At 52.4% G+C, this 20,712-nt stretch carries 22 protein-coding genes, 1 tRNA gene and 1 pseudogene; 10 read left to right on the top strand and 14 right to left on the bottom strand.

Annotated features, from left to right (window positions below):
• Window positions 1–4 precede the first annotated feature (4 nt).
• A complete protein-coding gene (locus F6R98_RS04400) occupies window positions 5–274 on the top strand; it encodes a hypothetical protein (protein WP_153247943.1) in 270 nt (89 codons plus the stop codon).
• A 115-nt stretch (window positions 275–389) separates the two neighbouring features.
• On the top strand, window positions 390–770 hold the full coding sequence (locus F6R98_RS04395; protein WP_153247942.1) for a YajD family HNH nuclease: 381 nt from the start codon (window positions 390–392) through the stop codon (window positions 768–770).
• Between the two features lie 107 nt (window positions 771–877).
• Here F6R98_RS04395 and F6R98_RS04390 read toward each other — a convergent pair whose 3' ends face one another.
• From F6R98_RS04390 to F6R98_RS04370, 5 genes are all read right to left on the bottom strand, one after another.
• A complete protein-coding gene (locus F6R98_RS04390) occupies window positions 878–1,417 on the bottom strand; it encodes an OmpA/MotB family protein (protein WP_153247941.1) in 540 nt (179 codons plus the stop codon).
• Between the two features lie 167 nt (window positions 1,418–1,584).
• Entirely contained in the window at window positions 1,585–2,760 is a 1,176-nt protein-coding gene (locus F6R98_RS04385) for a hypothetical protein (RefSeq protein ID WP_153247940.1), read from the bottom strand.
• Window positions 2,761–2,770: 10 nt separating this feature from the next.
• Window positions 2,771–3,940 (bottom strand): metallophosphoesterase, encoded by a 1,170-nt coding sequence (locus F6R98_RS04380; RefSeq protein WP_153247939.1) that lies wholly within the window; start codon window positions 3,938–3,940, stop codon window positions 2,771–2,773.
• Between the two features lie 209 nt (window positions 3,941–4,149).
• Complete coding sequence (locus F6R98_RS04375; RefSeq protein ID WP_153247938.1) at window positions 4,150–4,983, bottom strand: DUF2806 domain-containing protein; 834 nt, start codon at window positions 4,981–4,983, stop codon at window positions 4,150–4,152.
• Window positions 4,984–5,029: 46 nt separating this feature from the next.
• Window positions 5,030–7,495 carry a heavy metal translocating P-type ATPase gene (locus F6R98_RS04370; protein WP_153247937.1) on the bottom strand — a complete coding sequence of 822 codons (2,466 nt, stop codon included), beginning with the start codon at window positions 7,493–7,495 and terminating at the stop codon, window positions 5,030–5,032.
• Window positions 7,496–8,518: 1,023 nt separating this feature from the next.
• Here F6R98_RS04370 and F6R98_RS04365 point away from each other — a divergent pair.
• Complete coding sequence (locus F6R98_RS04365; RefSeq protein WP_153247936.1) at window positions 8,519–9,094, top strand: carbonic anhydrase; 576 nt, start codon at window positions 8,519–8,521, stop codon at window positions 9,092–9,094.
• A 60-nt stretch (window positions 9,095–9,154) separates the two neighbouring features.
• Window positions 9,155–9,475, top strand: a complete 321-nt coding sequence (locus F6R98_RS04360; protein ID WP_153247935.1) for a hypothetical protein — start codon at window positions 9,155–9,157, stop codon at window positions 9,473–9,475.
• A 97-nt stretch (window positions 9,476–9,572) separates the two neighbouring features.
• Here F6R98_RS04360 and serS read toward each other — a convergent pair whose 3' ends face one another.
• From serS to F6R98_RS04325, 7 genes are all read right to left on the bottom strand, one after another.
• Window positions 9,573–10,844, bottom strand: a complete 1,272-nt coding sequence (serS, locus tag F6R98_RS04355; RefSeq protein WP_153247934.1) for a serine--tRNA ligase — start codon at window positions 10,842–10,844, stop codon at window positions 9,573–9,575.
• Window positions 10,845–10,872: 28 nt separating this feature from the next.
• Window positions 10,873–11,181 (bottom strand): DUF190 domain-containing protein, encoded by a 309-nt coding sequence (locus F6R98_RS04350; RefSeq protein ID WP_153247933.1) that lies wholly within the window; start codon window positions 11,179–11,181, stop codon window positions 10,873–10,875.
• Window positions 11,178–11,579 carry a fluoride efflux transporter CrcB gene (gene crcB / locus F6R98_RS04345; protein ID WP_153247932.1) on the bottom strand — a complete coding sequence of 134 codons (402 nt, stop codon included), beginning with the start codon at window positions 11,577–11,579 and terminating at the stop codon, window positions 11,178–11,180. Before crcB ends, F6R98_RS04350 begins: the two co-directional genes overlap by 4 nt.
• A 121-nt stretch (window positions 11,580–11,700) precedes the next feature.
• Window positions 11,701–12,429 (bottom strand): phosphoadenylyl-sulfate reductase, encoded by a 729-nt coding sequence (locus F6R98_RS04340; protein WP_153247931.1) that lies wholly within the window; start codon window positions 12,427–12,429, stop codon window positions 11,701–11,703.
• A gap of 3 nt (window positions 12,430–12,432) precedes the next feature.
• Window positions 12,433–14,088 (bottom strand): glutamate--cysteine ligase, encoded by a 1,656-nt coding sequence (gshA, locus tag F6R98_RS04335; protein WP_228125081.1) that lies wholly within the window; start codon window positions 14,086–14,088, stop codon window positions 12,433–12,435.
• A 61-nt stretch (window positions 14,089–14,149) separates the two neighbouring features.
• Window positions 14,150–14,500, bottom strand: coding sequence for a DUF2782 domain-containing protein (locus tag F6R98_RS04330; RefSeq protein ID WP_153247930.1), 351 nt, complete (start codon window positions 14,498–14,500; stop codon window positions 14,150–14,152).
• A 154-nt stretch (window positions 14,501–14,654) separates the two neighbouring features.
• Window positions 14,655–14,731, bottom strand: a tRNA-Val gene (locus tag F6R98_RS04325).
• A gap of 193 nt (window positions 14,732–14,924) precedes the next feature.
• Here F6R98_RS04325 and F6R98_RS04320 point away from each other — a divergent pair.
• The gene (locus F6R98_RS04320; RefSeq protein ID WP_153247929.1) at window positions 14,925–15,605 is read left to right on the top strand and encodes a DUF2231 domain-containing protein; all 681 of its coding nucleotides are present in this window, start codon (window positions 14,925–14,927) and stop codon (window positions 15,603–15,605) included.
• Between the two features lie 58 nt (window positions 15,606–15,663).
• Here the strand turns inward: F6R98_RS04320 and trxB are convergent, their stop codons facing one another.
• Window positions 15,664–16,620, bottom strand: a complete 957-nt coding sequence (gene trxB, locus F6R98_RS04315) for a thioredoxin-disulfide reductase (RefSeq protein ID WP_153247928.1) — start codon at window positions 16,618–16,620, stop codon at window positions 15,664–15,666.
• A gap of 401 nt (window positions 16,621–17,021) precedes the next feature.
• Between trxB and F6R98_RS04310 the strand changes: the two are divergent.
• The 5 genes and pseudogenes from F6R98_RS04310 to F6R98_RS04290 all read left to right on the top strand — a co-directional run bounded on the left by F6R98_RS04310 (window position 17,022) and on the right by F6R98_RS04290 (window position 19,974).
• A pseudogene (locus F6R98_RS04310) lies at window positions 17,022–17,769 on the top strand (IS256 family transposase).
• A gap of 41 nt (window positions 17,770–17,810) precedes the next feature.
• Window positions 17,811–18,575 carry an IS5 family transposase gene (locus F6R98_RS04305; protein WP_153247927.1) on the top strand — a complete coding sequence of 255 codons (765 nt, stop codon included), beginning with the start codon at window positions 17,811–17,813 and terminating at the stop codon, window positions 18,573–18,575.
• 165 nt (window positions 18,576–18,740) lie between these two features.
• Entirely contained in the window at window positions 18,741–18,983 is a 243-nt protein-coding gene (locus F6R98_RS04300; protein WP_153247926.1) for a type II toxin-antitoxin system Phd/YefM family antitoxin, read from the top strand.
• Complete coding sequence (locus tag F6R98_RS04295; protein ID WP_153247925.1) at window positions 18,980–19,243, top strand: Txe/YoeB family addiction module toxin; 264 nt, start codon at window positions 18,980–18,982, stop codon at window positions 19,241–19,243. The genes F6R98_RS04300 and F6R98_RS04295 overlap by 4 nt, the downstream gene beginning before the upstream one ends.
• 302 nt (window positions 19,244–19,545) lie before the next feature.
• On the top strand, window positions 19,546–19,974 hold the full coding sequence (locus tag F6R98_RS04290; RefSeq protein ID WP_194270132.1) for an Hsp20/alpha crystallin family protein: 429 nt from the start codon (window positions 19,546–19,548) through the stop codon (window positions 19,972–19,974).
• Window positions 19,975–20,251: 277 nt separating this feature from the next.
• Here the strand turns inward: F6R98_RS04290 and F6R98_RS04285 are convergent, their stop codons facing one another.
• Window positions 20,252–20,710, bottom strand: a complete 459-nt coding sequence (locus F6R98_RS04285; protein WP_153247924.1) for a hypothetical protein — start codon at window positions 20,708–20,710, stop codon at window positions 20,252–20,254.
• Between the last annotated feature and the right edge of the window lie 2 nt (window positions 20,711–20,712).

The raw sequence follows: 20,712 nt of genomic DNA, 5'->3' as shown, positions 1-20,712 counted from the left end.
TACCATGAAATCACCATTAAAACAGGCTTTAGCTCTCGTAGGCGTCTTGTCCGTCACCACTCCGGCATTCGCCGGCAAAACCTATCAAGTCACCGGACCGGTTCTGGACCTTACCGACAGCACCATTACCGTAGCGAAGGGCAAGGAAAAGTGGGAAATTGCCCGCGACGCACAGACTCAAACTAAAGGCGACCTGCAAAAAGGCGCGAAAGTGACCATTGAGTACACTATGTCGGCAGCCAAGGTTGAAGTAAAAAGCGAAAAGACAAAATAATTTCATCAAGACTACACGGTTTTTGTGAAACCAGCGGGGACAGGGTCACACCAACCGTCAACGGTTGTACCCGTGGCTTCGCTCGACAAAACCGGCGCACTGCAAAGGTAAGTCCATGCCAGTAAGAAAAAACAACCCGGATCATGCCAAGCTCGACCGTATCGTTGTCGAAGCCAGACGCAATCAGGAAGATCGCGAACGCGGCTATCGAGAAAGGGCGCTTAAATTGTATCCGTGGATTTGCGGACGTTGCGCACGGGAATTCACGCTCAAGAGTTTAACCGAGCTGACTGTCCATCACAAAAATCATAATCATGACGACAATCCGGAAGATGGCAGCAATTGGGAGTTGCTGTGCCTGTATTGCCATGATAATGAGCATTCACGCTATATCAATGCCGAACTGACGCGCAGCTCGAACAGCGGAGGCAAGGATACAACCGGCACCTTCAAGGCCTTCGCCGATTTAGGCGCTTTGCTGAAAAAAAGCGATTGAGCTTGAAATGAAGACCATCGGATTGAGGTAAGCCAGTCTGAACACGGCTTACCCCAATCCCAAACCGGCTGCTGAACTGATACAAATCAACAATAAATACCCACTATTTACTGTTTCAGGATCGGCACTAAATCGATATCCGTACGGCGATTTTGCTGCCTTCCCACCGGCGTCGCATTGGAGGCAACCGGTTGGTACTCGCCATGCCCCGCAGCCGTCAAACGGCTGGGATCGACGCCCTTTTTCTGAAGATATTTGACCACCTCGGCAGCGCGGGAGGCGGACAACTCCCAGTTGCTCGGGAAACGATGCTGAAGATGAGCGCCGATAGGCACATTATCCGTATAGCCTTCCACTTCGACCCGGCGATCAGTCGTCTTCTGTAAAGCCGGGACGATTTTATCCAAAACGCTCTTACCGTTTGAGTGGATTTCCCAGCCGCCTTCAGAAAAAAGCAACTCATCCTCCATCGTCACTCTTAAGCGATCGTTAAGCTGGGTAATTTTGACCCTGTCGGCCTGAACTTCCGCACTGAGTTGCTGATTCAGCTGCCGTTCGGCTCCCATATCTCTGTCGTATTGCTTTTGCGTCACGCAACCCGAAATCGCAACCGCGGTCAATAAAGGGATAGCAATTTTTCTGATCATGTTCACACTCTCCTTTTTTATGCGAGTATTAATGGTTTTATACGGCACCCCGGACCTTGACTGAGTGGCTGTTTCGTTACTCTATCGACTGGCCACAGCGTGAGCATCGCCCTCTATCATGAACGCCTGTTGTTGCAGCCGCGTCATCGCAGAAGGTGGCCGCGCATTTAATGCATGGTAAAGTTTTCGGCATTTTCCTTTTTTATATTGATTATATTTACATGAAGTTTATGCGCTATATCCTCGATTATTTTATTATCCGAACTATGCGCTTCCGAAGCAATTTGCAGCGCTTTCCAAGCATGCGGTGCTGTTTCCTTGCTTAGTTCAATATTTATATCCTCTCGGGCGGCAATGGAAGCACTGGCTATACTTTGCCTCATTCGTGCAAACTCTCCGTAGGTTATCGCCTTGTTCTCCAACAGCGTAAGCAGATTAAGAAAAACGGATTTTGTTTCTTCGTGCAGCACCTTTAACGCTTTGGAAACGTATGAGTTCGAGTAGAACCGGTCTGCATCGCCCCAGCACTGGGCTGCTTTTTCCTTGTATATTTCTATTTCCTTCGTTTCGGCAAAAGTGGGTTTATCATCATTGGACATCATCGCTACAGATTGATCATCGATATTGCCTATTGCTATTTTGGAGGCGATATTACCAACAGACGGATCTGATTTCAGGATTGAATAACAATTGACTATGGATGATTTATCCATGATAAGACTCGCGTCGTTGTTAATCTCAGATCTTATGTCATCGAGCGAGTTTTTGATAGTTGCTTCAATCAAGTTTTTTCCGTACTCGCCATCTATTTTGGAGGCGATAGGCATAGTCACGGGCGCCATGGAATAAAACGTAAACGCATTCAGCATCCCGATACTAGTGGCATGATGCGGCGATTGGAAATCCACACGATCCGATGTCCTGTAACTTTTTACCAGCGCCCCGGTATCCGACTCGAATATATCGATACGCACCATAAACTTAAATGCAGCGTTATATTTGCCGCTATAATCGGTTACATAGTCGAAGTAGGGAATTGCATAAAACCGATCCGTGTTAACAGGAGACGAGCTAATATCAACACCTGAAAATATCGACATGAGCATGGATTTAATTCCGTTTAAATAAGCTTCTTTAAGATCGTATTCCAGACTTATATTGTAAAGTTCTACTGTCGGGTTTTTAATGTGCGAGTTATCGTCAATCAGCGTTATTCTCAGGGGTGAACTTCCCTTGGGGTATTCGTTATATACCAGATCGCCCATCTTCTCTTCGTCCACCCATGTGCAGGATGACAAGCCGTTCACAACAAAAACTATCAGCAACACTATTAACTTATTCATGGGATATCTTCTAAGCTTCCTGCTTTAGTTGAATTAAAGTAATTTCCGATGGCACGCCCGCTCTTAATGGCGGCCCCCAATATCCGGTACCGCTGTTGACATATACCCACATATTTTCATACCGATTCAAACCTTTGTAATAACGTTGAAATAGCCGGATGAACAGGCTGAACGGAAAATATTGTCCGGCATGTGTATGGCCGGAAAGCTGCAGATCGAAGCCGGCCGCTTGCGCCATCCGGTAACTGACCGGCTGGTGGGCAAGCAGGACTTTGACGCGAGAATGCGGAGCCCCTTCGAGCGCTTTTTTCGGGTTCGATGCGTCGGGAGTCTGCATGTGCAAAGTCGAGTAGTCGGTCACGCCGGCCAGCACGATTTCTTCGTTATTGCGCCGGATCAGGACGTGTTCATTGCTTAAAACGCGCGCGCCCAGCGTAGTGAATTCATCAATCCATTCGGCTGCCCCTGAATAGTATTCGTGATTTCCGGTGACAAAGAATGTCCCGTGCGGCGCTTCGAGCTCGCGCAAGGGCGCCACATCGTCCTTCAACTCCCGGACGGAGCCGTCGACAAAATCGCCGGTGAGTACGATCAGATCCGGTTTTAGCGCATTGACCATACGCACCACATTTTCAGTATAGTCGCGTCCTATAGTCGGCCCGACATGTAAATCGGATATCTGGGCTATCCTGAATCCATCAAAACCGGCGGGAAGCCCGGACAGAGGGATATTGACCGCGCGCACCCTCGGACCGGATACGGCCTGTCCGATGCCGGTAACCCCGGTGCCAAGCGCCGCAGCCCCCAATGTAAGCAACGCTCGCCGCTCAAAATTAAAGGGGAGTGACTGCGCCCTGGGAATCCGTTTCCAGACTGCCCCCATGCAATCGGCGGCGATCATGTAAACGGACAGACAAGAGAAAATACCCAGCGCGCTATAGGACAGCCAATTAATGACGGTGAATGGCGCTTCCATGGCGATTTGCTTCTTCAGCGCCGGAAACAGAGCGCTGTCCCCCAAAGGCGCTGTCAATTGCAGCGCGAAGAAGCCGGTAGCCATCAACCATGCACAAAACCGATGCCGTATCAGCCAGTCTGTACGGCTAATGATACGAAAAGCGACATATACGTTCAGCGACGCCAGTATTCCGAGCACAATTAATAGCCGATGCATATGCATGATGAATCTCTTGGTGTTTGTGGCTAAAGATGATCCTGTGCCAGTTGCAAGGCTAATGTCAAGTGTTCAGGCTCTCAGCGCATGACGCGCAGAGTGTCTCTCGGCCTGTAAGGAAAGAGGCGGCAAAGCACCTATTGTATTTACGGGAAGTCAGAGGCCGGACGCTACGACGGCTGAACAAAAGACCGAAAGATTATCGGAATGCTGTTTCACGAAGCCGCTTCAGACTCTATTAATTGAAAAACGACGCCGCGCTCACTGTCCAGCGCCTTGATCAGATTGCGGGCATAGCCGTAAAAGGTTTTGGAGCGCACCGCACGCGCCAGCTGCTGGCCTGCCGGGGTAAACTTGCGATAGCCAAATGCAGCCTGGGCCGGTACAGCAGCATCCTCCCCCCCCGCAGCGGTAAATTCCGTTTGCGCCGAGGCAGAGAATTGCAATGCGTATTCTTTTTCCGCATAGCGGATACGCATGCCGCGCGCGCTGCGTGCATGTAGCGTGCTGATGTCGCCGGACAGCAGACCTACATTGATAAAGTGCTGGGTATAGTCGTTACCCTGCACATAACCCCACAATTCCTGACGCGTCAGCGCCTCTTCGAACATGAAGCGCCAGCCGCTTTCGAGACTGAACGAAAAAGCGCAGTATTCGATGAACGCCTCCAGTTCCCACATATCCATCTGGTGCAGCTGGAACAGACTGCGCTTGAAAATGCTGTCCGGGTCGGCAATATAATGAGCCAGGATATCCGCCCAGAACTGTTGCGCGCGCTCATCGGTGACATCCTGAGCAAAGCTTAGAAACTGCGCCAGCCAACCATCCGAATGCGGCGCCATTTTATTGATTTCCCCGGGTACGGCCACCTGTTGAGCCAGCCCCAGTATCCGCTCCAGATTCTGTTGCCGCAAACCGGCCAGTTTGTCTGCGCGCGTAGCGGCGCGAGCTTCCAGCTCAGACACTTTCGCATCATCCCATGGCGTCAAGCCATCGAAAAACGGCTTGTTCGACAGCACGTCATTAAAAATTTTTTGATAATCGCTCATACTGGGTCGTTTAGGCTATGTTGATATTGCACACGCGGAAAACAGACTATTCCGCATCGACGGCATAAACCGGAGTCCAACCGGATTGCCTTCCATAACCGGCATCCGACGCCAATAGGCGCTGCAAAGACGAATCCGTCGCTACCAAACGGGGAACAGCTGCATTAACCCTTGATGCAGATACCCTGCTATTTAGCGCTTTACGCTGGTGTTGATCGACATTCGACACGCCGACGTTGGCGAGCAGCGTCGAAGTCGATCCGTTCAATACCCCGCTAAAGGCGCCCGCGATACAGAGCAGATTCGGCAATATTACTTTATTGCAGGCAGCACCGACCTGGGACTCCTGTTCCCGGCCTACAGCCTGCAACTGTGGCAACGGATCCATAAGTTCGCTCAATATGAAAATATCGACCGACCCGTCATCGTCAAAAACGCCGCCCATGGCTATGGAAACGTGCGCGTCGTTGACAAGCTCCTGCACGGTATTGTATTTACCAAGATAGGCCGGCTTATGCCCTGCTTGTTTCAAGCGCCGCAGAAAACGGCCCCTCTCGGCGCTGCCCATGCCTCCGCATGACAAGTCGGCGCCAAGTTTCAGTGCAATATCCTGCGCGGCCTCATCGGATTGCGAAGAAACGACAGCAATATGCAGACCCGACGCTTTGAGCGCGGCGATACTTTCCGCTGCTCTGGGCAAGGTGGAAAAACCGAAAGTGAATCTGGCGATATCCATGCCATCCACCTGCAACAGCAACGACTGGCCGGGCTGTTCAGGCGAGCTTTCCTGCTCCAGCAGACCGATACGATGCCCGCCAATGACAACCTGAGTATTACCTGGCGCCAAGGCAACCGAATCGAGTTCGCGTAATTCCAGCCCCCTTTCGCTGCAGATACGGATCATGGCTTCGGCACGCGCGTCGCCCAGGCATACGGCCACTGAAGCGCATAATGCCAGTAATGTATCGATATCCTTCAACCCGGTATGTACGCTTTTCAACTCCACACGCGCCGCCAGCAGCGCATCGTAGTCACCGTCTATAACCAGAACGTCGGCTTCAGCCAGACGCGGCAAGGAGGTTGCCGTATTGACCAGCGCGCCATATCGCAGGGATTCGCGCATTCCCTGAAACGATTGCATAGGCAGGGTAATGAACGGACCGGTAATCCAGTCCTGATGAAGAATGGCGCTGGCTGTATGCAAACTTCCGGTCGCCCAGCCGACGCCGGCAAGAGCGAGGGTAGGCAGCACGCTGCGCTGCGCCATGCCGTGTTCTTTCCGTTTCAACTCGCGATCGCCGGCCAGTTGCGCCGTCATCGCAAGTATGCTGTCCGCCAATTTTGCCGATTCCGTTTGCGCCAGTGTGCGGCGCACTTCGATGACCAGACTGCCGGAAACGACTACGCTGCTGTTAAACACATCGTCAGACGGACGCTTGCGTTTCGTGCCCGGAATGCCGCGTATTGCGGCCTCGCTGACCAGCGCTTCTCCGAATACCACAATGCCGTCCACCGGTATCAACTCGGATGAGCCGACCTTGATGCGGTCGCCCGGATTGAGTTCGGAAACGGAAGCGGGATTTTCTCGGCCCGCTTCGTCTACCAGTATCGCACGGCCAGTCATGGGTAGCGCTTCATCAAGCAACTCCCGTGTTTCGACCGCCACTTTTTTGCGCCAGCGCCGCTGCCAGTAACAGCCAAACCATTCGCCCAGGGCCGATGCCAACGGCGCCCCCGTTGCGACGGAGCAGGCGACCACCAACGATTGAAATACCGGCACATCCACTTTGCCGTGGATAAGCGATGTGGCGGCTTGACGAATCAATTTGTGACGGGTTGCAAGCAGCACCCCGGACGCCAGCGGTATCATCGCCGGAAACACGAAGTGTCCCGCCGTGCACAAAAGCATATTCACATTGGCGGCGCTGAAACCTACCGCCTTGTGCTGCGGCAGCGGATGATAGATAAGACCTGGGAGCATCTGGGCTTCGGCCTTGCGTACCAGACTGAGAGGTTCCACTTCCGCGGAGTAGCGCACATGGACATTGCCCCTCAACGGGGAAATCGAAACCGCCGCCACTCCCGGCAGGGAATCAAGCGCACGCTTTACCCGGTTTGCGGTTTTGTTCGGGTCCTTTTTAAATAGCGGATGATGGAGCGTCAGCCGCCCGCGCCCGCTGTGTTTGATTTGTAGACTGGAAATATTGTCGTTCCAGCGGTGTAAAGCAATTCTATCGTTGCCGGACCAGACCGGCAGTTTATGATCGTCCAGCTCGCCATGCTGACCGGCAACCACGCCGCTCAACCTGTTTCTGAAACTGTCCGGACTGCTCGACTGCAACCGGTAACGAAGCAGCGCAAATCCCGAGGACGGCTCGATAACAGCCGACGCAATCTCGGGCAGCCCGAAAACACGTCTGGCGAACAGTCTCTTCGCCGCCTCGGCGCCAAAACCGAAAACATCCTGGTCTTCGATACGAACCCAATCATGGCCAAACTCGATTCTTTTCATCTTCTCGATCCAGGAAAACAGACGGCAGCGCTTATTATAACGAAGTTTCCGGGGGATAGCCGGTCATACAGGGAAATAGGCAAAGCGATAGCACTATATAGATGCACCAACCTGTTGATTCAATGAACTCACAAAGTTTGCAATCCAGTACATTTTGTGAAGCGCAAGGCGTAATCCAGTTTATTCAGTAGACCGGAATCTTCAAACCGCCCGACTTTGGTATTGCTCTAAACGCAATGCGGCCCTGTACTGAGTCAACGATTAAGGTAGCACTGATTTAATCGGCTTGCCGCACGAAATTTCATCATAATTAATTGATTTTACGTGATTTTTATCAAAATATTTCGATTAAACCAGCGGTTCCCTAAAGGTTAATTTGTATTTTATTGATTCATTGTTAGATGTTAAGTGGCGGGAGATCGCCAAGGCCTGTGCCGCTGCCCCAGCTACTCTCGGCTGCTCTCGGGTGTCAAACGGCATCGAATGTTTCGATGCCGTTTGACCTTTGATGCGTCCCAACCAATGCTGATTCTACCCGCACATGCGAGTATCCATAGCCGGTCTCCGCCAGACATACCCTGATTGAATCGATCGGGAATTATTTTATTTCATAAACGACATCATATCAATAATGTTTTATTTAAATATGTGTAGGGACTTCCCTATTTATTTTAAATATTTCCCTAATATTTTTAAGCAACCACCCGATTGATAATCCGTCATTTTCAAAGCAAACTGATCATCAAATCCGGTTTTCCGGTGATTTGTGAATCACTGGATTAATCAAACAAACGCCGAGAACAGGAACGTAGAACAAAATGGCAACCATTCGCCTTTATGGAAAAAATATTAAATAATTATTTTATGATAATCTTGATAAAACCGGCAGTTTAAGTTTAACGATTCTTACACTCAATACAATGAGGTTTTTAAAATTGACAAAAATAAAATTCAACCATCCCATCCTCAATCCAGCCAAAAATATTTTTATAATGATTTTACGTGGACTGTAAAGAGATACCGATGAACCAGAAAAACTCGCGCACGCCTTATGTTAAGTACCTTGATGTGAAAAATTGTGGTCGCGATGAACAGGTCATAGCGCCATCATCGCAATCATTGGCAGCTACGCCGACAGTCAGCCGTCACAACGCCATTTTGACATGCAAATGCATTGGAAATGGGCGGGTGAATCCAGCCAAACTCATCGGCATATCAGATAGAGAGACACATATCGTTTATAGCAATGGCGGCCAGGCAACGCGCGATGCCATACTTGCATTGATAGACTCCAGCAAACTGCTTGGCACTCGAGAATGGTATATTATTCACCATACGAATTGCGATGAGAATTTGTCGCTCGACGAGTTTTCTTACAGTTCGAACGATAATCGCCGGGACAGGAGGCAAGACTCAAGAAACTTGCGTACTCCCAAAAATCACATACAGCGCCTTGCCGAACATGCGCGCCGTATTCGCCATCATCCATTGGTGCCGCGCGATATTCCTGTTCATGGTTGCTGGTATAACGGCAAAACAGGCAATGTATTGCGAGTATCGACTGACCTGCGCCAGCCGCTGAATTTAACGCTCGAGTGAAAATATCAGCAATTAGCAACAATAATATTATATTGCCATTCGAATAGATGCGGAAATAAAATGTACAGAACCAAAGATGGAACAGAAGTAACCGAGCATGATATCAATACTGCTTTTCTTGCAGGAAAAGCTGTGATTATACATTCAAATAGAGAAGGCGACTTTAAGCGCGGTCTAATGCTAAACGGCGAGCACTTTGACACACGCGGAAAATGCTACTACGCATTGGATGAAACATGGACAAGAGTCCCCCAAACATTCAGTGAGGCCTTGAATACGGCTTTATACAACCCAAATCCATTGTACACGGCAGCAACCACATCGCAAAAACCACAAGAAGAGTCATGCGTTTACATTGGTTGGACTCCTAGCTGGGCGTGACGCAAGCTGAGTTAAAAATTTTCATTAATGAGACTATCCAGAAATTCACGATCCAGGCACGACCGTATTTTGGCCGCTACGATTTACATGATCACGCTTAACCTATGACTTGCGCGCCCCCCATATAGGACTGCAACACTTCCGGAATGCGTATACGGCCGTGTTCGTCCTGATAGTTCTCCATGACCGCGACCAGCGTGCGCCCTATCGCCAGCCCGGAACCGTTGAGCGTATGCACCAGCTCGGTTTTTCCGGTTTGCGGATTGCGCCAGCGCGCGCGCAAACGGCGCGCCTGAAAATCGCGAAAATTACTGCAGGAAGAGATTTCCCGGTAAGCGGACTGACCGGGAAGCCATACTTCGAGATCGTAGGTTTTCGCGGAAGAGAATCCGGTGTCGCCGGCGCACAGCACGATGCGGCGATAAGGCAGTTGCAGGCGCTCCAATATCGATTCCGCATCGCGCGTCAACGCCTCGTGCGCGGTCTCGGATTCTTCCGGGCGCACTACCTGCACCAGCTCTACTTTTTCGAACTGGTGCTGGCGGATCATGCCGCGCGTGTCCTTGCCGTAAGCGCCCGCCTCGCTACGGAAACACGGGGTATGGCACACCCACCTGGACGGAAGCTGCGACGGATCGAGAATCTGATCGCGCACCAGATTGGTAACCGGCACCTCGGCGGTAGGAATCAGGTAATACGCAGGATCGCGCACCACCCTGAACAGTTCGTCCTCGAACTTCGGCAGCTGCCCGGTGCCTTGCAGGCTTTCGGCGTTGACCATGAACGGCACATAAACCTCGGTGTAGCCGTGCTGCCGGGTATGGATATCGAGCATGAATTGCCCCAATGCACGCTGCAAAGACGCCAGCGGCCCTTGCAGGGTGACGAAACGCGAACCGGTAATCCGCGCCGCAGCTTCAAAATCCATGCCCAGTTTCAGACCCAGGTCGGCATGATCGCGCGCTTCGAAATCGAACGGAGGAGGAGTCCCCCAGCGATGCAGCTCGACGTTGTCGTTTTCGCTCAACCCCTCGGGCACGCCGGCATCCGGCAGGTTCGGAATCGCCAGCAGCAGCGCTTCCAGCTCGCTCTGTATGGCGTCGAGCTGCTGCTCATGCTGTTTCAAATCGTCGCCCAAATGCTGCACTTCGTCCAGCAAGGCTTGGATATCCTGGCCCTGAGCCTTGGCCTGGCCTATGGATTTGGATCGCGTGTTACGCTCATTCTGCAGATTCTGGGTTTGAACCTGGATCACTTTACGCCGCTCTTCCAGCTGTGTGAACGCATCGGTATCGAGTTTAAAGCCGCGCCGGGCCAAACCCGCTTCTATGTCCTGAAGATTGGTTCTGAACAGACGAGGATCCAGCATGATTTACAAGCTCCTTGAAAAACGGGATTTATGCGGATACGCGATCCGCAGACCAGGTAATGATATGGGGAAGATCGAAATGCGCGGTCAATAGCGCCAGCAACTGCTCGACACGCTCCGGGCTGTCGAAAAACTCGATCACCAGCGGCAAATCCAGCGAAAGATCCAGCAGAAAAGCCGAATGTTTTTCGCCCTGACCGGTAAAGCCCTCCACCGCGCGCAATACCGTCAAACCGGCCACCTTCCCTTCCTCGCGCAGCAGTTTTTCTATTCTGTGCAGCAGATGCTCCGACTCCCGCAGATAGATACGAACGACACTGACAGTTTCTCGTTTCACAGGCACCTCGCAATCAACTGGGTCGTCAAATAGCGCCCCGCCAGGATGCCGCCCCATACCGCCAGCAAACAAAAGATGACGCTGGCGACGACATTGACAACGGCCTTGACCCAGCTACCGGCTTCCAGTAGATAAATCGTTTCCAGCGCAAAGGTCGAAAAAGTGGTGTAGGCGCCCAAAAATCCAATCATCAACGCAGCGCGCGCTTCGGCGGAAAATGCGAAACGCTGCAACAGCATTTCACTCAGCAAGCCTATGCACAATGCGCCTGATACATTGACCACCAGCGTGCCGTAAGGAAAATCCCGTCCGATCCACGCGTACACCGCGTTTGCCACCCAAAAACGCGCCACCGCGCCCACCGATCCACCCGCAACGATGGCCAACAGTTGATTCATGACGCTGAATCGCCATATGCGGCGCTCGTGGCTTCGCGGCCGGGCTTGGTTGCCATGCCGCGTTCCCATTGCAAAGCATGCGCGCCGTCTCCTGAACTGATTGCCTGCATGGTGGGCGATCTCAGGATTCCAGGTTGGCGGCATGCAAACCGCATTCTTTTTTGGCACCGTCCTCCCACCACCAACGGCCTTCGCGCTCATGCTGATTGGGCCTGACCGGACGCGTGCAAGGCTCGCAACCGATACTGATAAAGCCGCGCTCATGCAGACCGTTGTAAGGCACCTGATAGGCTTCGATATAATCCCAGACCTGGGACGACGACCAATTGGCAAGCGGATTGAATTTGACCAGCGTTTTTCCGGGACCTGAAAATGTAACATCGATTTCCACTTCCGCCAGTTCGGCGCGAGTCGGATTTTGATCCCGGCGCTGCCCGGTAAGCCAGGCATCCAGCCCCTGCAGCTGCCGGCGCAGAGGTTCGACCTTGCGGATAGCGCAGCATTCCTGATGCCCATCGCGCAAAAAGCTGTAAAGCCCTTTTTCATTGACCATCTGCTGCAACGGTGCGGCTTCAGGACTCAGTATTTCGAGGCGAATATCGAAGGTTTCGCGAACCTTCTCAATAAACTGATAGGTTTCCGGATGCAATCTGCCGGTATCCAGGGTAAATATCCGTATACCGGCGCGCAGCCGCGACGCCATGTCGATCAATGCCACATCCTCTGCGCCGCTGAAGGAAATTGCAATATTTTCATAATGAGCCAGCGCCGCTTTGAGTATCGGCAACGGGCCCTTGCCTTTCAGCGTTTGCTGAAGCGCGGATAAATCAAAAGGAGATTGTGTTTTCATGGTTCACTCCGGAGAACATGGATACCGAGCCGTACTCAGCAACTGCTTTCGTCGCGCGGGTTGAGTCTGAACCCTATCCTGGGAAAAGTAATGCTGCAGATAATCATCGAAGCTCATCGTATCCTCGGCTTCCATGCGCGCCTGTTCTGCGTGTGACAATGTGGCTTCGCTTTCAAAATCAATCGCATGAGTTCCCACCAAAGGTTCGGTTCGAAATACGGCTGCATGCTCCAGAGACTGCCGCAAATGATATTCGGCAAAACTTTCGCCGCGGCTCCGCATATCGGCCAGCATGCGGGCGGAAGGAGTGGACTCGGGGTTCTCCACGAACGCATGCGCCAGACTTTTCCGGTACAGCGGCATGGACTCGCCCTGATCCAGAATTGCCGTGATGGCTTGCATCGGCTCCTGCAATGCCCGCACAAACTCGGTTATTGCGATATGCCGTCCATGCCACTGCAAGGTAAACTCCGGCCCACGCCCGCAACAGGCGACAGCCAGGGTATTTCTGGCAATTTCGCTGTCTTCGTCGGCGGTAATCGGCGGGCTTTCCTGTAAAAAACAGAATAATAAAAAAACCTCGAGAAAACGCATGTCTTCCAGACTGATGCCTGATGGGCGCTGCCAGCCCAGATCTATCGCTCTCAGCTCGATGTAGCGTACCCCGCGATTATACAGCGCCATGGTCGGACGTTCTCCCGCAAACGCGATCTGCTTGGGTCTGACCGGGCTATAGTATTCGTTGGAAATTTGCAGGATATTGGCGTTGAGCTGACGATATTCGCCGTCCACCTTGACGCCGATTTTCTCAAACACCGGACTCGCGGTATCGATCGCCCTGGCTAGGCTGGCGACATAACCATCCAGACTGTTAAAGCAAATCCCCAGATCGACCTGACTGTCATTGCGATAACCGATGTCGCTCATGCGCAAGGTCGTGGCATGAGGGCGGTACAGCGTATCGGCATCGAGACGCTCAAACCGTCGCGACAGTTCATCCCGCCCGGAGAAGAAACTGCTTGAAAACGCCGGAGAAGCGCCCATCAGATACATTACGATCCATGCGTAACGCTTGACGTTGCGTATCATCCCGAAATATTGATCGGAAATAAACTGCTCGGGCGCGCAGCCATTGCCCAGCAATTCCTGCCAGACCGGCCATAACGCCTGGTTAATGGAATAATTATAGTGGATGCCGGCTATAGCCTGCATCGCACGCCCATAGCGCCAATCAAGGCCGCGCCGGTAAACGTGTTTCATGGTGCCGACGTTCGACGTGCCGTATTGCGCTATCGGTATGCTGCGCTCGTCGCGAATCGGACAAGGCATGGAGTTGCTCCATAACGCCTCATCGCCGATTTGCGCGTACACGAAACGGTGTAAGTCGTGCAAAAAAGCCAGCGTATCGCCGGCATCCGCGTACGCTGGCGTCACCAGCTCAAGCAAAGCCTCGGAGTAATCGGTAGTAATATACGGATGCGTCAGCGCCGAGCCTAAAGCTTCGGGATGCGGCGTTTGGGCAATTCCGCCTTCGGGAGTTACGCGTAAACTTTCTTTTTCGAGCCCCTTGAGGCCGCCTTTCAAGAGTTCCGCAGCGCCGCCGCCGGTCAAAAGCTTAAGCCGCGGCTCTATACTGATATTTAAAAACAATTTACTCACTACGCATCATGCTCTCAGTACGTGTTTTCAGACAGGCTGTTTTAAAACACGCGATTACCGGTTACCAGCTGAACAATACCCACTGAGGTATTTTCATACCTTCCGTGATGGTTCCCCTGCGTTGATCCAGGGTGCCATTGCCATCGCTATCCACCATATAGTATGAAGGCCCAATAACCGGCGTAATCTTTATCATATAGAGCCGATCATTGATACGGTACTCTTCCACCGTATCCTTGCCGCGCTTGGTGATCGTCACATCCGGCTGCATGGTTTCGCCGCTTTCAATCGGCGCAGGGATATCGGGTTGATCGTCAAGCGGCACCAACTCAGGCTGACGCTCTCCGTCAGCCGCAAAACCGGGACAGGCTAGCATGACCAATAAAAAAGCTAAAACGTAGCGTAACGGCATGACGAAATCTCAACAGACAAAAACGACTGGCAGCCATGATATTACAGAACGGGGAGAAAGCGCCAATCAGGATACCCCTTTGCGCCCGATCGCGCTCCGTAAACGGTGCGACATAAAAAAACCGCCTCGCGGCGGCCTATGCTAACAGCCTGCATGGTAGGCGCGATTGGGCTCGAACCAACGACCCCCACCATGTCAAGGTGGTGCTCTGACCAACTGAGCTACGCGCCTGCTGTTTGCAGGAGGGTATTATAAACTCATCCGCGTTCCAATATAAAGAAAAAATTGCTGGTCCTCGGCCGAAAATACCAAACCTCTTTCGATTTTGAATATACAGCTTCGTTCTGCCACACTGTTCCGTTCGGGAAACACTGAACAGAAATACAAAAAATCCTGAAAAACAACGTAAAAGCGAGGACACGTAATGACCGGCTTTAATAACAGCAATATCTTTTGGCCTGCACTGCCTGCCGCGCATGGCGGCAATGCGACTGCGGACGGCGGCTGGGTTGGCCTGCTTAATCAAGCGCTGGAGAACTTAACCCAGCGCATCGGAGGAGACGGCGGCGAACCGCCCGCGTCCGGCCCGGCGCTGGAATGGCTGCCCGGCTTGTATACACTGGCCGACAACCCTCATCCGTTGCTGGTGCATTTCCCGATCGCTTTTCTATACGCCTTTTTCGTATTCGAATGTTATGCCGTCGCTACACGCAAAACAAAGCCGCAGCAGCTTTCCGGCCTGTTGCTGTACTTGGGCGCAATCAGCGCCATCGTAACGACGGCTGCCGGCTTATACGCATCAAAAACAGTTCCGCACTCACAGGAAGTGCATGAGATCATGGAGTGGCATGGCCGCATCGGACTGACCGTCGCCAGCCTCGCAACGGGTTTGAGTCTATGGCGCTGGAAATGGCCCTTGCCGCAAACCACAATGGCGAAAACATTTTACCTGGTACTGGCGGCATTAATGGTCGTCGCGCTGTTCTTCGGAGCCGATCTGGGCGGGTACATGGTTTATCGTTACGGTGTAGGCGTAAAAGCGGTAAAACAAAGCGAAAGCCATATACATGGGCAGCATCATCCGGAGACAGTGCAATTGCCGTAATCGGAAACGCAAAGCGGGCACCCGGAACCGCCCGCTTACGCATCGTGCGAACGGCGGCTTATGGCGCCAGATTATCGAGATAACGCTCCGCGTCCAGTGCCGCCATGCATCCCGAGCCTGCCGAGGTAATCGCCTGCCGGTAAACGGAGTCGGCGACATCACCGGCGGCAAAGACCCCTGGTATACTCGTGGCAGTGGCATTTCCGCCCAATCCGGTCTGGATATCGATATAGCCGTTGCGCATTTCCAATTGCCCGTTGAAAATTTCGGTGTTGGGAGAATGTCCTATTGCGATAAAGACGCCCTGCAATTCGATATCCTGAGTTTCGCCGGTACTCACATCCTTGACCCGCATGCCGGTAACCCCGGTTTTATCGCCCAGCACTTCAGCCAGCTGATGGTTCCAGACTATCGACACATTGCCGTTCACAGAACGCTCGATCAGCTTGTCCGCCAGAATTTTTTCCGAACGGAACTTGTCACGGCGATGAATCACCGTCACTTTCGCTGCGATATTGGATAAATAGAGCGCTTCTTCAACAGCGGTATTGCCGCCGCCAATAACAGCCACATGCTGGTTGCGATAAAAGAACCCGTCGCAGGTCGCGCAAGCGGATACGCCGCGGCCTTTAAAGGCTTCTTCCGATTCCAGACCGAGGTAACGCGCCGATGCGCCAGTCGCTATAATCAGCGCATCGCACGTATAAGTACCGGAGTCTCCGACCAGCTCGAACGGTTTTTGCCCCAGACGGGCGGTATGTATATGGTCGAATACGACTTCAGCTTCGAAACGTTGCGCATGCTTCAACATGCGCTCCATCAACTCGGGACCCTGCACGCCGTCGGCGTCGCCAGGCCAGTTATCCACCTCGGTTGTCGTAGTCAACTGTCCGCCCTGTTGCAGACCGGTAATCAGCAGCGGCTTCAGATTGGCTCTTGCGCCATATACCGCGGCAGTGTAACCGGCCGGCCCGGAACCCAGAATCAACAGTTTGGCATGTCTTGTTTGCGTCATACTTGCTCCCTGAAGCTTGAAAGATGTTAAAAATGAATGGTAGTTGAAGTATGGCGCGTGCAAGCATGGTCGTAAAGCACTAAGGATGAAAAGCCCATGCTGCGGAACCGGTGAGTGTGGACCGAATGTCGAAACCGGCAGGGTAAACACCCGGGCGCAGGAAGATTGTAAATGTCAAATGCGCTAGACTACGCGCAGAAGGTCCAGTCATGTCCACAATCACATTCGATACCACGAATTTGTAACCGAACTTAAAAACGCCGGGTTCAGCGAGCTGCAAGCGGAAGTTATTACCAAACTGCAAAAAACGGCGGTACCCTCCACCCTTGGGGGGTGTAAGAAACTTTATGTAAACGGTCATTCGGCAGGAAACTGCCGTAACTTTAATCTAAGGAGTAAAAATGACCGTAAGCAAAGAATTGATCGACAGGCTGCTGGCCGATTACAAAAAACCTGATGATTTGATAGGCGAGCATGGCCTGCTCAAGCAACTCACCAAGAAACCGGTCGAGCGGGCGCTGGAAGCCGGGATGAGCGAACACCTGGGTCACGCCCGCAATGAGCCTATAACCAACCCCGCCGGTAACACCCGCAACGGCAAGAGCAAGAAGACGCTCAAAGGCGAGTTTGGCGAACTGCCGATAGAAATCCCCCGCGACCGCCATGGCAGCTTCGAGCCACAGATCATCCCCAGGCATCAAACCCGCTGGACGGACTTCGACGATTCCATCACTCTATGCCCGTGGCATGACGGTGCGGGAAATCCAGAGCCATCTGGAAGAGATGTATGGGGCCGAAGTCTCAGCGACGCTGATCTCGTCCGTCACCGATACCGTCATTGACGATGCCAGGGCATGGCAATCCCGCCAGCTGCAGGCGCTATATCCCATCGTTTATCTGGACTGCATCACGTCAAGGCACGAGATGCCGGCACGGTCAGGGCGAAGGCCGTCTATCTGGCCCTGGGCCTCAACCTGTCCGGCGAGAAGGAACTGCTGGGTTATCCGGATCGCCCGGACAGAAGGCGCCAGGTTTTGGCTACAGGTGCTGACCGAGCTCAAGAACCGCGGAGTACAGGACATCTTCATTGCCTGCGTGGATGGCTTGAAGGAAAGTGGGCGTCCATCCCATTACGTTAGGTTCTGTTGACATTAGCACGCGCCACCCGTGAAGCTGGAACCATTTCGAAAATGGCTGACCGACTCGAAATTAGCGCCGAAGACTGGAACGTTATCTATCCCATACTGGTGAAACATCGGCATGTCCGATCGACGTCCGAGGAACAGTGCCGGGCCTTTCTGGTTGCCGTTCTGCAAATTCTTCGATCGGGATCGCAATGGCGTTTGCTGCCGGAAGCGCATGGCAAGTGGAACTCCGTGTTCAAGCGTTTTTCCCGCTGGAGCAAGCATGGGGTTTGGCAGTCGCTGTTCGCCGGATGCATCCATCATCCTGATTTGCAAAGCGTGTTTATCGATTCCACCATCAACCGGGCTCATCCCTGCGCTGGTGGCGCGGCGGGCAGCAATGCCGAGGATGAAGCCTTGGGACGATCGAAGGGCGGCTTTACTACCAGGATTCACGCCATCACCGATGCCTTGGGGAATCCCCTCGAATTCGTATTGACAGGAGGGCAGGCCAGTGACATTGGACAGGCTGAAACCTTGCCGGCGCTGACGCCGGCGGGTGCGCGTGCGTTTGTCGGTGACAAAGGCTATGACAGCGATGCGTTCGTCCAGGCCATCGTAGCGAGAGATATGAAAGCCGTCATTCCTCCGCGCTGCAATCGAAACAAGGTACGCGAGTGCGATTGGTTTATTTACAAAGAACGCCATCTGATTGAATGCTTCTTCAACAAAATCAAACATTACCGACGAATATTTTCGCGTTTTGAAAAAACAGCTCGCAACTACATGGCCTTCCTTCACTTCGTCTCAGCTCTCATTTGGTTGCGGTGATACGTCAACAGAACCTAGGCATTTGCGTAAAATAATTGGCTTATCCAGGTGTTACCGTTATTTTTGCTGGTGGTTTGCCGGCGTTTCCAGCTTAAGGTTTTTCAATCGCTCGCTGGTTGACACAAAGTACGCCTTAACGTACGATCCCTCTTCATGGAGGACAACATGCAAACACTGACCGCTAGCGAAGCCCGCGCGAATTTATACCGGCTCATGGATCAGGCCGCTGAGTCACACCAACCGATCATCATTACTGGGAAGCGAACAAGCGCAGTTCTAATCTCAAATGAAGACTGGCAGGCAATTCAGGAAACGCTGTTTCTGTTGGCCGTGCCCGGCATGCGCGAGTCCATCAAGCAAGGCATGGCTGAACCCTTGGCGTCGTCAGCAACGGAATTGGAGTGGTGAATTGGAAGCTGATGTATGCCAAGCAAGCGCTCAAGGACGCTAAGAAACTTGCTGCATCCGGTCTAAAACCGAAGGCTCAGGAACTGCTTGCGGTGCTTGAATCCAACCCGTTTCAGAACCCTCCTACTTTCGAGAAACTTGTAGGTGATCTTCAAGGCGCATATTCACGCCGTATCAATATTCAGCACCGGCTTGTTTACGAGGTTTTCGAGACAGAACGTATTGTTCGTGTACTCAGAATGTGGTCGCATTATGAGTGAATCCGCCGCGGTGGTTCACATGGAGCTTTTTTCAGTTTAAGGTGAAGATTGCATTCATACATCCGGACTTTGCTTGAAGCTGACGCTTCTGTCCCTGATGGAATCCGCTGAGTGGGGTCCCTATCACGTTATCGGGATCGAGGCCCACAAAGTTGATCGGACTTTCCCACTCACGGTCTGACCTGTCAATCAAGACCGGGTTTTCCGGGCGAAGTCTATCAGGCGGTATTGATTTTCGGCTTTTAAACTCCATATCCGTCTACGTAGCACCATTGTTACACAAAATACATAGGAGAATTAGCATGAGCAGCATTAATCCGTTGGTTAGCAACAGCCTATTTGACGAACTGTTTCGCGGAATGAATCCGGGATATTTTGTAAAGCCGTTACATGGAGACCCCTTGCCCGCCCAAATCAAAATGGACGTAAAGGAAAACCCCGGCGAATTTATCATCCACGCCGAGATTCCTGGAGCAAGCAAGGAAAATATCCATGTGGATATAGATGGTGAGGTGATCAGTATTCGCGCGCAGATCAGCCAGATTGACAGCAGCAATAAAGATGAAAAAACACTGCGCACGGAACGTTATTACGGTGAAGTGTCGCGCAGTTTCAAACTTTCGTCGGAAATTGACGAACAGGCCAGCAAAGCGGCTTACGATAATGGCGTGCTTACCCTGAATCTGGCAAAAAAACAGAAAAAAAGCGGGCAGCGCCTAACCGTTGCGTAAGCTGGACTCTTTTATTTCCGGCTATGGCTGCGAAGGGGCGTTCCCCATCGCAGCCATAACAGCCTGATCAAAATTCGCTGCACCGCCAAGATACGAGCCGGCAATCCAGCCTCGGAGGAAAAAAGGACAACCGTCTTGTTTTGCTCGCGTCCGTGCAAAGGCAGTGCGCTCAAGCGGGAACGCCAGATCGTCTCGCTTTCTATGCCAACATGAATCACGGCGTATCTCGCCCCACTTTTAGCCTAACCAACCCCAAGGATATGGAACGCCGGCAAGGCTACATATCCTGCAGCATCATGGCATCGCGCACGATTTTCATCTTTTCCTTGCCTTCCATGCAGCGCAGATTATCGAACACCGCTCTGGCGCTCGGGATATCGGTTTCCATGGCCGCCTCGCGGTAAAGCTCCATCAACGAGTTGTTGAAGTTGATTACCAGCCCGATCACGTCGTCCACCGACATACCGGCATGTATGGGTGTGCCGTCGATCTGACGCCCGATATCGATGTTGGGCGCATACTGCATCCAGGTATCCAGTATGTGCGCGTCGCCTCCCTGCTCGAAAGCGGCTAGACCCTGTTCGCGCTGATGCTCGTGCTGACTCAGAAAATCCAGCAGCATGCCGACGCGGACGTGTTGATCGCAGGTATTGATCGTGGAATACAGGTGTTGCAACCCGGCATGGGTTTCCTTGCCGTAATGAATAACATCTTTGACTTGTTCGAAATTGTGCATGG

This window comes from Candidatus Methylospira mobilis (assembly GCF_009498235.1).
Taxonomy (GTDB): Bacteria; Pseudomonadota; Gammaproteobacteria; order Methylococcales; family Methylococcaceae; genus Methylospira; species Methylospira mobilis.
This window is presented reverse-complemented; position numbering and strand designations above follow the sequence as displayed.

Bases quoted from the DNA above. Each gene is read 5' to 3' on its own strand.
- F6R98_RS04370 (WP_153247937.1), bottom strand. From the start codon at position 7,495: ATGAAAAGAATCGAGTTTGGCCATGATTGGGTTCGTATCGAAGACCAG.
- F6R98_RS04340 (WP_153247931.1), bottom strand. From the start codon at position 12,429: ATGAAAACACAATCTCCTTTTGATTTATCCGCGCTTCAGCAAACGCTG.
- F6R98_RS04365 (WP_153247936.1), top strand. From the start codon at position 8,519: ATGAACCAGAAAAACTCGCGCACGCCTTATGTTAAGTACCTTGATGTG.
- F6R98_RS04285 (WP_153247924.1), bottom strand. From the start codon at position 20,710: ATGCACAATTTCGAACAAGTCAAAGATGTTATTCATTACGGCAAGGAA.
- F6R98_RS04380 (WP_153247939.1), bottom strand. From the start codon at position 3,940: ATGCATATGCATCGGCTATTAATTGTGCTCGGAATACTGGCGTCGCTG.
- serS (WP_153247934.1), bottom strand. From the start codon at position 10,844: ATGCTGGATCCTCGTCTGTTCAGAACCAATCTTCAGGACATAGAAGCG.
- F6R98_RS04385 (WP_153247940.1), bottom strand. From the start codon at position 2,760: ATGAATAAGTTAATAGTGTTGCTGATAGTTTTTGTTGTGAACGGCTTG.
- F6R98_RS04290 (WP_194270132.1), top strand. From the start codon at position 19,546: ATGAGCAGCATTAATCCGTTGGTTAGCAACAGCCTATTTGACGAACTG.
- F6R98_RS04330 (WP_153247930.1), bottom strand. From the start codon at position 14,500: ATGCCGTTACGCTACGTTTTAGCTTTTTTATTGGTCATGCTAGCCTGT.
- F6R98_RS04300 (WP_153247926.1), top strand. From the start codon at position 18,741: ATGCAAACACTGACCGCTAGCGAAGCCCGCGCGAATTTATACCGGCTC.
- F6R98_RS04395 (WP_153247942.1), top strand. From the start codon at position 390: ATGCCAGTAAGAAAAAACAACCCGGATCATGCCAAGCTCGACCGTATC.
- F6R98_RS04390 (WP_153247941.1), bottom strand. From the start codon at position 1,417: ATGATCAGAAAAATTGCTATCCCTTTATTGACCGCGGTTGCGATTTCG.
- F6R98_RS04360 (WP_153247935.1), top strand. From the start codon at position 9,155: ATGTACAGAACCAAAGATGGAACAGAAGTAACCGAGCATGATATCAAT.
- F6R98_RS04320 (WP_153247929.1), top strand. From the start codon at position 14,925: ATGACCGGCTTTAATAACAGCAATATCTTTTGGCCTGCACTGCCTGCC.
- F6R98_RS04305 (WP_153247927.1), top strand. From the start codon at position 17,811: ATGGCTGACCGACTCGAAATTAGCGCCGAAGACTGGAACGTTATCTAT.
- trxB (WP_153247928.1), bottom strand. From the start codon at position 16,620: ATGACGCAAACAAGACATGCCAAACTGTTGATTCTGGGTTCCGGGCCG.
- F6R98_RS04375 (WP_153247938.1), bottom strand. From the start codon at position 4,983: ATGAGCGATTATCAAAAAATTTTTAATGACGTGCTGTCGAACAAGCCG.
- crcB (WP_153247932.1), bottom strand. From the start codon at position 11,579: ATGAATCAACTGTTGGCCATCGTTGCGGGTGGATCGGTGGGCGCGGTG.
- F6R98_RS04400 (WP_153247943.1), top strand. From the start codon at position 5: ATGAAATCACCATTAAAACAGGCTTTAGCTCTCGTAGGCGTCTTGTCC.